We start from the raw sequence: 13,380 nt of genomic DNA on the forward strand, positions 1-13,380 counted from the left end.
CGAGTGGGGTGATCCGGTGGACGTATGCCTTCGCCGACCGACCGATGGCCGGGTTCGAGCGGGCATGCGCATTCTAGACGGCGGTCACGGCGACCGAGTTGTCGGAGCCCCGGGGCGACCGGGGTGAGTTCGTGACCCTGCTGCCCGAGACGGGCGACGCGTGTGTGAAGGCGCAGGGTGTCCTGTCCGGTGCCGGCGGCGCTCACCTGGACCTGGCCGCCGAGGACGTCCCCGCGCTGCTCGCCGAGGCCCGCAGGCTCAGCGCCGCCCAGCACCCCGGCGCGGGCGCCGCATGGGCCACCGCGGGCCGTGCCGCGGACAGCACCGGCACCGCCCTGGACGACCTGTCCCGCGCCGAGATCGCCGACCACGCCGGCATCGACGCCTTCACCGACCCCGGCACCGCCGTACCGCTCTTCGACACCGCCGCCGGGCTGTTCGAGGCGGCCGGCAAGCCCGGCGAGGCCGCGGCCTGCCGTGCCCGCGCCGCCTACGCGGTGGCCGTCGCGGAACAGAGCGGCCAGGCCCTGACCGCGCTCGACGCGGCCGTCGATGCCCTGCGCGAGCTGCACGGCACCGGCCGGGCCACCGCCCGCCAGCTCACCGGGGCCTGGCTGGCCCGGCTCCACGTCCGGCCGCCCGGCGCCGAGGGCGAGGCGGAACTGCTGCGGGTCATCGCCTTCGCCGAGGAGCACCGCGACGAGGACCGGATGGCCGGACGGCTCGCCGACGCGATCGCGCTGCACGCCCGGCACACCGCCGCGCGCGGCGACGTCGCGACCTCCGCCGAGCTCTTCGCGCGGGCCGCGCGCCTCCACCACGAGGCCGGAACCCCGTGGCACGCCGCAGAACCCGAGGCGCTCCTCGCCGACCTCTCCCTCCAGAAGGACGACCACACCAGCGCGGAGCGGTCCGCCCGCGCCGCGCTGGAGGACGGCGCCGCGGTCCTGGGCCCCGTGCACCGGGCCCACCTGCACACCGTGCTCGCCGCCGCGCTCGCCGAGCGCGGCGCCGACGCCGAGGCCGCCGACCACGCCCTGGAGGGCGCCCACTGGGCCGACGAGGGCGACATGTCCGAGGAGCTCGGCGCCTGGGCACGGCTCGTGCTCGGCGGGGCGTTGCTGCGCGAGGACAGGTCCGCCGAGGCGGCCACCGTCCTGGAGACCGCCCTGCCCGACCTGGTGCGCGCCCACCACGACGGGCGCGTCGTCCAGGCCCGCTGGTGGCTGGGGGACGCACTGCGCGACCTGGACGAGCCGCGCGTCGCCGCCGAGCAGTTCCTGCTGGCCGCGGAGATCGCTCAGGGCTGGGAGGAGCAGCAGGACCACGCCGTCCTGGCGAACCTCGCCGCCGACTGCCTGGAACGGGCCGGGCTGGCCGGCGAGGCCGCACAGGCGTACACCCGCGCCGGTGAGCTCTGGCGTGCCCTGGAGCGTCCCGTCCCCCTCGTCCGCTCGCTGCGCGCCCGGGCCTGGCTCGCCCTCCACGACGGCCAGGGCGGTCTCGCCGTGGGCCGCTCGGTGATGGCCGAGGCCGTCGCGGTGGCCGAGGAGGCGCTGGCAGCGGCGACGGCGGCCGGTGACGGGGACGCCGCGGCGCACCTGCGCGCCGAACTGGCGGGGACCCACCGGCAGACCGGCGAACTGGTCGTCCGCGCCTGCCCCGGCGAGCCCGGCGAGGACGACACGGACGGTTCGGCGCGCGCCGCGTACGAGGAGGGCCTGGCCTGCGCCGAGCGTGCGGTCGCCGTCTTCGAACCGGGTCCCGCGCGCAGCGCGGCCCAGCTGATGGCCGCCTGGCTCGAGGCCGATCTGGGACGGCACACCGCGGCCGCGGAGCGCGCCCGGGCCGTGATCGCCCTGTACGAGGGCGAGGAGGGCGGCCAGGAGGACGAGGTCGCCCGGCAGCGGCGGGCCGAGGCGCGCTCCGTCCTCGAATACGTCGGCGAGCGGTCCGCCGGACCGGAGTAGGCGGAGGGCGGAGAGGCACACGCCGGGGAAGCGCAGGCCGGGCAGGCACAGGCCGGGCAGGCGTAGGCCCGGCCGCCGGCACGGTCCCGACCGAGAAGGAGCAGGCCATGGAGGGTTAGTCTGAATGGTGGCTTTTGCCGCTTCCCGGTACGCGAGGAGGCCACCGTGACAGCCGAAGCCCTCCGGCCCGAGTTCCCACCGGCCGACGGCCGGTACCTGCCGATCGCCGCCCACGGGCTCATCGGCGACCTGCGCAGCGCCGCGCTCGTCGGCACGAACGGCACCATCGACTGGTACTGCTCCGGGCGCTTCGACGCCCCCAGCATCTTCGCCTCGATCCTCGACGCCGACCGGGGCGGCAGCTTCGAGTTGGCCGCGGACGTGCCCGCGCGCACCAAGCAGTTCTACTTCCCGGACACCAACGTGCTGATCACCCGGTTCTTCGCCGAGGACGGCATGGGCGAGGTGCAGGACTTCATGCCGGTGGTCGACGACTCCCACGAGGCCGACCGGCACCGCCTGATCCGCCGCGTGGTCTGCGTGCGGGGCGTGCTGCCGTTCCGGATGCGGGTGGCGCCGCGCTTCGAGTACGGCAGCGTGCCGCACACCGTCCACATGAACGGGATGCAGGCGCTCTTCGCCACCCCGGCCCAGACCCTCGCCCTCACCTGCTCGGTGCCGCTGGAGAACGACGGCCGGGACGTGTGGGCCGAGTTCAAGCTTTCCGAGGGCGAGACCGCCGTCTTCGCCCTGGACCAGGTCGGCGACGGTGTCGGCCCCCGCGGCTGCCCGCTGACCGAGGCGGAGGACCAGTTCGAGAAGACCGTGCGCTACTGGCGCCACTGGCTCTCCCAGTCGAGGTACCGCGGACGCTGGCGCGAGATGGTGCACCGGTCCGCGCTGACCCTCAAGCTGCTCACCTACGCGCCGACCGGCGCCATCATCGCCGCGCCCACCACCAGCCTGCCCGAGCGCATCGGCGGGGAGCGCAACTGGGACTACCGCTACGTCTGGATCCGCGACGCGGCCTTCTGCGTCTACGCGCTGCTCCGGCTGGGCTTCACCGACGAGGCCGAGGCCTTCATGAACTTCCTGTCGGACCGCATCTGCATGGGGGGACCCCGCTGCACCGCCGGCCCGCTGCAGATCATGTACGGCATCGACGGCCGCTCCGAGCTGCCCGAACGGGAGCTGGACCACCTGGAGGGGTACGCGGGTTCCGCACCGGTCCGGGTGGGCAACAACGCCGTCCACCAACTCCAGCTGGACATCTACGGTGAGCTCATCGACTCCCTGTACCTGTACGACAAGTGGGGCAAGCCGATCTCCAGCAGCCACTGGGACACCGTCTGCGAACTCGTGGACTGGGTCTGCGACAACTGGGACCAGCCCGACGAGGGCATCTGGGAGACCCGCGGCGGCCGCAAGAACTTCCTGTACTCGCGGGTGATGTGCTGGGTGGCGATCGAGCGCGGCATCCGCATGGCGAACCACCGCGGCCTGCCCGCCAACCGCGAGCGCTGGTACGGCGCCCGCGACGCCATCTACCGGCGGATCATGAGGAACGGCTGGTCGCAGGCGCGCGGCGCGTTCACCCAGAGCGAGGGCGAGGACGTGCTGGACGCGTCGGTGCTGATGATGCCGCTGTCCAAGTTCATCTCGCCGACCGACCCCAAGTGGCTCTCGACGCTCGACGCCCTCGGCAAGGACCTCGTCTCCGACTCCCTGGTCTACCGCTACGACCCCCTGTCGAGCCCGGACGGCCTGCCCGGCGACGAGGGCACCTTCTCCATCTGCTCCTTCTGGTACGTCGAGGCCCTCACCCGTGCCGGGCGCGAGGACGAGGCGCGCCTGGCCTTCGAGAAGATGCTCACGTACGGCAACCACCTCGGCCTGTACGCCGAGGAGATCGACCGCGCCGGCGAACTGCGCGGCAACTTCCCGCAGGCCTTCACGCACCTGGCCCTGATCAGCGCCGCCTTCAACCTGGACCGGGCGCTGGGCTAACCGCCCGTTCCGTGCCTGACCCACACGTTGGGCTCCACGTACACGGCGTGGTCGTGCGCGGTGTCGCAGTGCACGGGGACCAGGGCGCCGGGCACCTCGACGGCGCCGTCGCGGTCGAAGGGGAGCCCCGTCCAGCGCCGCCACTGGGCCAGCGTCCCGCTGACCGTCATGGAGGCCGGCGCGACCTTGACGACGACGCCGCCCGCCCTGACGTGCACCCGCAGCCAGGGGTCCTCGGGGAGCCCGTCCTCGCGCAGCAGGCCGACGTACTCGGTCATGGGGAGCCGTGGACGCAGGTGCTTGGCCGTGGGCCGGACCGGGGCGAGCAGCGCGTCGTGGCCCAGGTCCCGTGCGGTGTCGCGCAGCGCGGCCACCATGCGGTGCGACAGGCCGCGCCCCAGGTACCCGGTGTCGATGGTGATCTCCAGCGCGCTGACGGCCGTCGCCGGACGCCCGTCGCGCAGGTCGCCGTACGCCCACATCAGGACGCGGTCCCAGCCCTGGTCGGGCGTCTCCTCGCGGCCCTCGCGGGTGGCGTCGAAGGGGACGGCGAACCCGCGCGCCACGACGCGGTCGCCGTCGGTGGCGACGACGCAGTACCGCGGGAAGTCCTCGGCGACCCGGTGCAACAGGGCCCCGGCGACCGGGTCCTGGGGGACGAAGGCCGGCCAGTTCCCGGTGATCTCCCAGAGCCGGGGGACCAGGGCGGGGCGCTCGGCGAGCGGGGTGATGCGGAGGGTGCCGATGTCGTCGTTCACGAGGTGGCACCCTGCCAGACGCGCCACCGCCCCGGCATCCCGATTTCCCCTCAGGCCGCCCGGCTCACGTCCGAGCGGGCCACGTCCGAGCGGGCCACGACCGCGGCGGCGGCGCGACGGCCGGCCGCCACGGCGCCCCGGCCCCAGGTCCCGGAACCGGCGCCCCGGCCCACCGCGGTGAGCGGTACGGCGGCGAGGAGCAGCAGGCAGCCCAGGACGGCGCCCATCACCGGGAAGCCCAGCCGGGCGCCGAGCAGTGCGCCGGTCAGCGGTCCGCAGGCCACCCCGAGCGAGGACGCGGAACCGGCGTACACCGCCCAGCGGCCGCGCGGGTCGAGCGCGGCGGCCAGGCCGATCAGGTACGAGAGCACCACCGGGTGGACGGTGTTCCACAGCACCTCGCCGACCGCGAAGGCGACCGCGCCGCGGGCCGAGGCGCTGGCCGCCACGCACACGGCGATCACGACCGTGCCCAGGCCGACGGGCACCGCGCGCCCGATGCGGGTCCCGAGGGCCCCCGCGGCCACGACGCCGAGCAGCCCGCCCCCGAGGGCGACCGCGAACACCATGCCCACCGCGGCCTCCGACAGGCCCACGCGGTCCAGCCCGATGCGTCCGCTCACCCCCCACAGCGCGTTCTGGGCCAGTGACCAGCACAGCATCGACGCCGCGAGCACGCTCCCGGCGCCCGGGTGCGGCAGCGGCAGCCCGGTGTGCCGCGCCACGGCCGTGGTCCGCGGGCACGGCCGCGCGGGCAGCCGCCGGGTCAGCGGGAGGACGAGCAGGGCGGTCGCGGCGATGGCCGCGAACGGCAGGGCGTGGCCCCCGCCGAGCCGCGGCAGGACGAGGTACAGCGCCCCGGCCGTCGCCGAGGTGGTCAGCAGCGCGAGCACCGTGACCCGGTGGGGCTCCCGTTCACCGGCGATGCCGACGGCGGCCACCGCGGTCGACGTACCGGACCCGAAGCCGCCGGCGACGCAGCCGAGGACCACCAGGGGCACGTGGCCGGTGGCCGCGGCCGTCGTGAAGCCGCTCGCGATCAGCAGCAGGCCGTACCGGGCCAGCCGCGCCCGGCCGATCCGGTCGACCCGCGAGGCCAGCGTGAACCCGGCGCAGGCCGAGCCGAGCAGCAGCGTGCTGCCGACCGCCCCGGCCTGGGAACCGCTCAGGGCGAGACCGGTGGTGAGACGGCCGACGACGGTCGGCATGAGGTACGGCGCGAGGTAGCCGGCGCAGAAGAGCGCGACGAGCGGCAGCAGGGCGCGCGAGGGCGCGGTCCGCGAAGACATGGGCGTTCCTGGGTGAGGGACGGCCGAAGGCACGGCGAGCAGGTGGGGGGAGTGCGCCCATCGACGGACAGGAACGCGCGGAACCATGTGTATCAAGCAACGAGGCTCGGCGATAAGGGGGTATTCCCCGCTCAAACCTGCTGTTGCCGAATCGAGATCAAACGCTCGCGCGGAGCACACGCACACAGGTCTCGATGTCGCCCGTCGACAGGTGCGCGTAGCCGAGCACGAGCCGTACCAGGCCGTCCTCCTCCGCCTGCCCCGCGCCGGTCCCGGCGGTGTACGACGACAGCGGCCGCAGCGTCACCCCGGCCCGTGCCGCCCGCGCCAGGAACGCCGGCTCGGGGCCGTGGCGTTCGGGCAGCGTGGCCACGACGTGCAGGCCGGCCGCGATCCCCGACACCTCCGCGCCGGGGAAGTGCCGCTCCAACGCCCGCACGAGGACGTTCCGGCGCTCCCGGTACCGCCGCTGGCAGCGCCGCAGATGACGGTCGTACCGACCGGAGCGGACGAACTCGGCGAGCACCGCCTGCTCCGTCACCGGATTGCCCAGGTCCATCGTCCGCTTCCGCGCGGCCGCCTCCTCCGCGACGTCCGGCGGCGCCACCAGCCAGCCCAGCCGCAGGCCCGGTGCCAGCGTCTTGCTGACCGACCCGGCGTAGGCCACACGGTCGGGGGCCAGCCCCTGCAGCGCGCCGACCGGGGCCCGGTCGTAACGGAAGTCGCCGTCGTAGTCGTCCTCGACCAGCAGGCCGTCCACGCGCCGCGCCCACTCCAGCAGTGCGGCCCGCCGCCGCGGCGGACAGGCCGTCCCCGTGGGGAACTGGTGGGACGGCGTCACCACCGCCGCCCGGACGCCGGACGCCGCGAGCGCCACCGGGTCGAGCCCGTCCGCGTCCACCGGGACCGGCACCGCCGTCAGGCCCACGGCCGCGAACAGCGCCGCCTGCTCCGGGCTGCCCGGGTCCTCCACCGCCACCGACCGCACACCGCGCCCGGCGAGCACCAGCCCCAGCAGGGTCAGCGCCTGCGAGACACCTGAGCACACCACGAGCCGCCCCGGTCCTGCCGCCACCCCGCGCCGGCGGGCCAGCAGGTCGGCGAGCGCGCCGCGCAGTTCCGGCAGCCCGCGCGGATCGGGATAGCCCAGCGCCAGGTCCGGCAGCCGCCCGAGCACCCGCCGGTGCGCCGCCGCCCATGCCGCCCGGGGGAACAGCGCCAGGTCCGGCACTCCGGGACGGAAGTCCGCCGGACCGCCCCGCTCGTCCACGGCGGCCCCGTCCGGCACCGTGGCGACGGGCCGCGCCACGGCGCCGGCCACCCACGTTCCCGCACCCTGCCGGCTCAGCAGGTACCCCTCTGCCGTGAGCTGCGCGTACGCGTCCGTGACCAGCCCCCGTGACACCCCCAGATCCGCGGCCAGTTCACGGCTCGACGGCAGCGGCGTGCCCGCGGCGAGCCGCCCCGTGCGGACGGCCTCGCGCAGCGCCGCCTGGAGCACCCGGCCGCGTCGCCGGGCGGGCGCGGCGGCCGTCGGCAGCAGCAACTCCCATGCGGCCGTCCACGGACCGCCGCCTCCGCCGCCCCCACCACCCGTACCGCGCTCGCCGGCGTCCCCGCCCCCACTGGTCCCCGTAACCGTCATCGCATTGGACCTTAAACCGGACCGGCGGACCTTCCTAGCGTGCCTGGCATGGATCTCTCGTACCGCCGCGGGGCGCTGCTCGCGGCCCTCGCCTGCGTCCTGGTCGGCGGCTCCTTCACCGCGTCCGGGATCCTCGTCGGCTACCCCCACGCCGGGGGACAGGCACTGCGCTACGGCCTCGCCTTCCTGCTCCTGCTGCCCGTCGCCCGGCGCGGCGCCGGGCCCCGGCTCCGCGCGCTCGCCCCGCGGCAGTGGGCGCGGCTGGCGCTGCTGGCCGCCACCGGGATGGTGGCCTTCAACCTCGCGGTGCTGGGCGCCGAGCGCACCGCGGAACCCGCCGTGCCCGGGGTGCTGGTGGGCTGCGCGCCCGTCGTCGTCGCCGTCCTGGTGCCCGCCGTGGAGGGCCGGCGCCCCGCGACCCGGGTGACGGCGGCCGCCGTCCTGGTCGCGGCGGGGGCGTTCGTGGTGCAGGGCTGGGGCGCCACCGACGTCGCCGGGCTGCTGTGGTCGCTGGCGGCGCTCGGCGGCGAGGTCGCCTTCGCGGTGCTGGCCGTGCCGGTGCTGCGGCCGCTCGGCCCGAAGCTGCTGTCCGCGTGCGTGTGCGGCATGGCCGCGGCCGAGGCGGCACTGCTCGGCGTGGCCCTCGACGGCGCGGAAGCCCTCCCGGCGCCCACCGGCGCGCAGGCGCTGGCGCTGGGCTGGCAGGCGGCGGTCACCACCGTGATCGGCTTCGTCTGCTGGTACGCGGGCGTCCAGCGGATCGGCGCCGAGCGGGCCACGCTCTTCTCCGGGCTGATCCCGGTCTCCGCCGCGCTGACCGCGCCGCTCGCCGGCGTCGGCACGTACGGCACGGGGCAGCTGGCCGGCAGCCTGCTGGTCGCGGGCGGGGTCGCGCTGGGCGCGGGCGTGGGCCACGTCACACCCGGGGATCCGGAACGGGCGGGAACTCGCGCCCTGCGCCGGTAGTTCGACAGTTACGGGCCGCGTGCGGAGCGCCGGTCCGGCCAGCGGCCCCGACCGGGGGCCCCCGTCCCGGTCGGGGTCTTCATCGTGGGGCCGCGGGAGGCCGCATCGGCCCCCGCGGCCCACTGGGCCCTACTTGACCCCGAGCAACTGTTCGAGCGGGTCGATCGCGAAGTAGACGACGAAGAGCGCCGACACCGCCCACAGCAGCCAGTGCACCTGACGGGCCTTGCCCAGCACGGCCTTGAGCAGCACGAAGGCGATGAATCCGGCACCGATGCCGTTGGTGATCGAGTACGTGAAGGGCATCACGGCGATTGTCAGGAAGGCCGGGATGGCGATCTCGAAGTCGTCCCAGCCGATGTTCTTGACCTGGGTCATCATCAGGAAGCCGACCGCGACCAGCGCCGGCGCCGCCGCCTGGAGCGGCACGATCGTCAGCAGCGGGCTCAGGAAGAGCGCCACCGCGAACAGGCCGCCGGTGACCAGGTTGGCGAAGCCCGTACGCGCCCCCTCGCCGACCCCCGCCGCCGACTCGATGTAGGCCGTGTTCGACGACGAGGAGGCCGCGCCGCCCGCGACCGCCGCGGCACCGTCGATGAGCAGGACCCGGCCCAGGTTCGGGACCTTGCCCTCCTCGTCCAGCAGGCCCGCCTCGGCCGTGATGCCGACGACCGTGCCCATGGTGTCGAAGAAGTCCGACAGGATGAGGGTGAAGACCAGCAGCACCACCGTGATGAAGCTGACCTCGGCGAAGGCGCCGAAGAGGCTGAAGTGACCCAGCAGCCCGAAGTCCGGTGCGGCGAACACGTCGTCGGGCACCTTGGGGGTGGTCAGTCCCCAGCTCTTCACGTCCGCGACGGCGTCGACCACGATCGCCAGCACCGTCATGGCGACGATGCTGATCAGGATCGCGCCCTTCGCCTTCCGGGCCAGCAGGGCGATCGTCAGCAGCACCCCCAGGCAGAAGACGAGCACCGGCCAGCCCGACAACGCCCCGCTGCCGCCCAGTTGCACGGGCACCGTGGTGTTCGCGGCGTCCGGGATGCGGCTGACGAAACCGGCGTCCACGAAGCCGATGAAGGCGATGAACAGGCCGATGCCCACGCTGATCGCCTGCTTCAACGCCTGGGGTATGGCGTGCATCACCGCCTCGCGGAGCCCGGTCACCACCAGGACGCAGATGACCAGGCCCTCGATGACGATCAGGCCCATCGCGTCGTCCCAGCTCATCATGGGCGCGATCTGGAAGGCGACCACCGCGTTGAGGCCGAGGCCCGCCGCGATGGCCAGCGGCAGGTTGCCGCCGACGCCCATGACGATCGTCATGACCGCCGCCACCAGCGCGGTGGCGGTGACCAGTTGACCGGTCGACAGGACGTGGCCGAACTTGTCCTTCGCGCTCCCCAGGATGATCGGGTTCAGCACGAGGATGTAGGCCATCGTGAAGAAGGTGGCGAAACCGCCGCGCACTTCGCGGCCGAAGGTCGACCCGCGCTCCCCGATGCGGAAGTAGCGGTCCAGTGCGTTCTGCGGTGGTGGTGGCGGAGAGCCCTTCGCCACGTCGGTGGCCTGAGCGGACATGGTGCTCCTCGGGGTCGGTACGGCAACCGGATAAAGCTGCTGGAGGCTGGGGGGATTGTGTACGCCGGAACGCCCGCTCGGGTTTTGAATCCGTTTCCTTGTGTTAACGAATCGGCACCGCTGGGCGCCGCACCCGGACTCCGGCGTCGAAACCGGCACGCAGCGGCGTCCTGCCTGGACATGCCCTCCCGCCGTCCGGTGGGATGGGGACCGTGGGCGACCAGGACAGCGCGGCGGAGGAGTTCGAGCGGCACCGGCCCCTGCTCACGGGGATCGCGTACCGCATGCTCGGCCGTTTCGCCGACGCCGAGGACGTCGTGCAGGAGACCTGGCCGCGCTGGGCCGCCGCCGACCGCGCGACCGTACGCGACCCGCGGGCGTTCCTGGTGACCGCCACGACCCGGCTCGCCATCGACCGCCTGCGGCAGGTGCGGTCGCGCCGCGAGTCCTACCCCGGTCCCTGGCTCCCCGAGCCCGTCGCCACCGAATTCGGGCACACCGTGCCCGACGCCGCCGAACGCGTCGTCCTCGCCGAGTCCGTCTCGCTCGCCGTCCTCGTCCTGCTGGAGTCGCTCTCCCCGCTGGAGCGCGCCGTGTTCGTGCTGCGCGAGGCCTTCGCGTTCCCGTACGCGCAGATCGCCGCGGTCCTCGACAGGACCGAGCCCGCGGTACGCCAGCTCGCCGGCCGCGCCCGCCGCCACGTCGAGGACAAGCGCCCCCGCTACGACGCCGACCCCGCCGAGACCGCCCGGGTCACCGAGCGCTTCCTGGCCGCCGCGGTGGGCGGCGACCTCCAGGGGCTGCTCGCCCTGCTCGCCCCCGACGTGCGTCTGCTCGGCGACGGCGGCGGCGTGCAACGCGCCCCGCTCCGGGTCATCGAGACCGCCGGCAAGGTCGGCCGCTTCCTGCACGCCATCGCGCCCACCCCGATCGCCGAACCCGCCTTCGCCTTCCGCGAGGTGAACGGCGTCCCGTCGATCGTCGTCACTTCCCGCGGCCGCCCCCACACCGTGTTCAGCCTGGAGGTCACCGACGGCCTCGTCTCCACGGTCTACCTCCTCACCAACCCCGGCAAGCTCACCGGCGTCGCCACCGCGGCCCCCGTCCTCCGCGACAAGGGCAGGGCCTGACCGCCGGTCCCGCACGCGGCGGCGGTCCTCCCGCAGCCACGTCTCCGTGAACGGGAGGAGAAAGTAATGCGGGGGTCCAGAACATCAGGCCCGCCTCCCCACGGACTTCCCGCCGAGGCACTCCGACAGGCGGTTCGCCGCCGTCGCTTAGGGTGCCCCGGGGGCGGGGGCACCACGAGCGAAGCGAGGCGGGGAGCGGCTGTGCACGATCATCCGGAGGGCCACGAGGACGGGGCGCGCCTGGAGGCGGAGGGCGAAGTGGCCACGGCGCGCATCGCGCTGGCCGGGGGCGACCTCGAGCACGCCGCCCGGCACCTGGAGGACGCGCTGGCGCGTGACCCCGCGCTCCCCGAGACCCACGAGGCCATGGCCGAGTTCGCCGCGAGCGTCGGGGGCGCGGAGGCGGCGCTGACGTACTTCGCCCCCGAGGAGCGGGCGTTCATCGGCACCGTGGCCGCGCGCGGCCACCTCTGCGCGGTCGCGGGCCACTGGGACGAGGCCGTCGGCCTGCTCGCCCAGTGCGCCGGGCACGAGCCGCAGCGGCCCTGGCTGGACGTCGCGTGGCTGCGCCGCCCCGACATCGCGGACCTCGTCGCGCCGGACACCGTGGCCCGGGCGGCCGCGCGCGTCGCGCCGCAACTGCCCGACCCGGTGGAGGAGGAGCGGCGCGGCCCGCTGCTGCCGCTGCTCGACCTGGTCCGCGCGAGCGCCGCGCGCCACCCCGACCACACGATGCTGCTCTGGTGCGGTTCCACGCTCGCCCGCCGCATGGGCGGCTCCGAGGAGGCCGTGGGCTGGGCACGGCGCTCGTACGAGCTCGAACCCTCCCACCCCGCCGCGGTGATGCTCGGTTATGCGCTGCGCAGCGCCGGCCGCCCCGAGCAGGCGCTGGAGGTCTGGCAGCGCGAGGTCGCCCGCGACCCCTCCGACCTCGACCTGTACGTCGACGTCGCCGAGTTGCTGGGGTCGCTCGGCCGTCCCGCCGAGGGCGTGGCGTGGGCCGAGCGGGCGCTGGCCGCCGACCCCGCGCACCCCAAGGCGGGACCCGCGGTGCACGCGCTGCGCCACGCGGTGCGGCCGGACCTGCGGCACCTGGTGGCCCTCGCCGACCATCTGCGGGCCGAACCCGGACACGGCTACGCCGCGGACCTGCTCGCCCGGCTGAGCCAGGGGACGCCGTGGCTGAACTGGATACCCGGCGGCAACGAGGCCGTGGTCAGCCTGCTGCACCAGGCGCTCGGGCAGTCCGTGCCCGCGGACGCCGGACTGACGCTCACCGTCTCCGCCCTGGAGCCGCCGAGCGCGCTGCTCGCGCTGCGCGCCGCGTACCCGAACGCGGTCACCGAGATCCAGTCCGTGCCCGAGCCGGACCTGCGGATCGCCCCGCGCCCCGTCGAGGTCGCGCTCTGGGCCTACGAGGGCACCACCGCGCGGCCCGCCGTCCGTCCGCCGTCCCCGGAGGCGGCCGAAGCGGTGCGCCGCCTGGCCTGGCACGGCTGGCCGCACCTGGTCGCCGCCTACGACGACGCGGTGGCGCTCTCCGGGCTCGACCCCGAGGACCTGCTCGGCGTGCTGGTCCATCCGCCGGCCCCGCGCGAGGACGAGTTGGGCCGCGCGCTCTCCGCCCAGGCCCCCGACCTGTGGATACGGTGCGTGCAGGTGTGGGCGTGCCTGGGCCTGGCGCACCACCGCAGCGACGAGCCCTGGGCCGTCTCGCGGCGCCGTGCGCTCCTCGTGGACGTGCTGGACAACGCCGAGGACTGGGTGTGCGAGGCGGCCGCGCTCGCGATCGTCGCGACCGCCTGGACCGACCCCGCCGTGCGAAAGGACGCGGCAGAACTCGTCGGCCGCCGCCTGCTGGACGCCCTGGAGGCGAGGCGGAGCCGCGTCGTCACCCTGACCTGGTCGATGTGCCACCTCGCCCTCGCCACCCCGGAGCTGATCCCGCAGGTTGCCGCTCTCGCCACCGACGTGCTGCGCACGATCGACGCGGAGGACGACGCGGAGGCCGCCGCCCGGGAGTAGCGGGCGGCG

General features: G+C 75.0%; 9 protein-coding genes. 5 read left to right on the forward strand and 4 right to left on the reverse strand.

Features of this window, described 5'->3' with window-relative positions; all coding sequences use genetic code 11:
- Positions 1-131: 131 nt before the first annotated feature.
- Entirely contained in the window at positions 132-1,970 is a 1,839-nt protein-coding gene (locus PV410_RS39345; protein ID WP_500331188.1) for a hypothetical protein, read from the forward strand.
- 165 nt (positions 1,971-2,135) lie between these two features.
- A complete protein-coding gene (locus tag PV410_RS39350; protein ID WP_500331190.1) occupies positions 2,136-3,977 on the forward strand; it encodes a glycoside hydrolase family 15 protein in 1,842 nt (613 codons plus the stop codon).
- Here PV410_RS39350 and PV410_RS39355 read toward each other — a convergent pair.
- From PV410_RS39355 to pdxR, 3 genes are all read right to left on the reverse strand, one after another.
- Entirely contained in the window at positions 3,974-4,735 is a 762-nt protein-coding gene (locus PV410_RS39355; RefSeq protein ID WP_500331191.1) for an N-acetyltransferase, read from the reverse strand. The two genes, PV410_RS39350 and PV410_RS39355, sit on opposite strands and share 4 nt — an antisense overlap.
- A 50-nt stretch (positions 4,736-4,785) precedes the next feature.
- Positions 4,786-6,024, reverse strand: coding sequence for an MFS transporter (locus tag PV410_RS39360; RefSeq protein WP_500331193.1), 1,239 nt, complete (start codon positions 6,022-6,024; stop codon positions 4,786-4,788).
- Positions 6,025-6,181: 157 nt separating this feature from the next.
- On the reverse strand, positions 6,182-7,669 hold the full coding sequence (pdxR, locus tag PV410_RS39365) for a MocR-like pyridoxine biosynthesis transcription factor PdxR (RefSeq protein WP_500331194.1): 1,488 nt from the start codon (positions 7,667-7,669) through the stop codon (positions 6,182-6,184).
- 48 nt (positions 7,670-7,717) lie between these two features.
- On the opposite strand from pdxR, the gene PV410_RS39370 reads away from it, so the two are divergent.
- Positions 7,718-8,635, forward strand: a complete 918-nt coding sequence (locus PV410_RS39370) for an EamA family transporter (RefSeq protein ID WP_500331196.1) — start codon at positions 7,718-7,720, stop codon at positions 8,633-8,635.
- A 129-nt stretch (positions 8,636-8,764) separates the two neighbouring features.
- Here PV410_RS39370 and PV410_RS39375 read toward each other — a convergent pair whose 3' ends face one another.
- Positions 8,765-10,216, reverse strand: a complete 1,452-nt coding sequence (locus tag PV410_RS39375; RefSeq protein WP_500331198.1) for an NCS2 family permease — start codon at positions 10,214-10,216, stop codon at positions 8,765-8,767.
- A 212-nt stretch (positions 10,217-10,428) separates the two neighbouring features.
- On the opposite strand from PV410_RS39375, the gene sigJ reads away from it, so the two are divergent.
- Together sigJ and PV410_RS39385 are read left to right on the forward strand one after the other, a co-directional pair.
- Positions 10,429-11,346, forward strand: coding sequence for an RNA polymerase sigma factor SigJ (gene sigJ, locus PV410_RS39380; protein ID WP_500331199.1), 918 nt, complete (start codon positions 10,429-10,431; stop codon positions 11,344-11,346).
- A gap of 201 nt (positions 11,347-11,547) precedes the next feature.
- Positions 11,548-13,371 carry a tetratricopeptide repeat protein gene (locus PV410_RS39385; protein WP_500331201.1) on the forward strand — a complete coding sequence of 608 codons (1,824 nt, stop codon included), beginning with the start codon at positions 11,548-11,550 and terminating at the stop codon, positions 13,369-13,371.
- Positions 13,372-13,380 lie beyond the last annotated feature (9 nt).

It is taken from the genome of Streptomyces sp. PA03-5A (genome assembly GCF_033792725.1).
In the GTDB taxonomy this organism is placed as follows: Bacteria; Actinomycetota; Actinomycetes; order Streptomycetales; family Streptomycetaceae; genus Actinacidiphila.

What these genes read in the sequence shown, in the direction of transcription:
- PV410_RS39375 (WP_500331198.1), bottom strand. Translation starts at nt 10,216, where the DNA reads ATGTCCGCTCAGGCCACCGACGTGGCGAAGGGCTCTCCGCCACCACCA.
- pdxR (WP_500331194.1), bottom strand. Translation starts at nt 7,669, where the DNA reads ATGACGGTTACGGGGACCAGTGGGGGCGGGGACGCCGGCGAGCGCGGT.
- PV410_RS39360 (WP_500331193.1), bottom strand. Translation starts at nt 6,024, where the DNA reads ATGTCTTCGCGGACCGCGCCCTCGCGCGCCCTGCTGCCGCTCGTCGCG.
- PV410_RS39370 (WP_500331196.1), top strand. Translation starts at nt 7,718, where the DNA reads ATGGATCTCTCGTACCGCCGCGGGGCGCTGCTCGCGGCCCTCGCCTGC.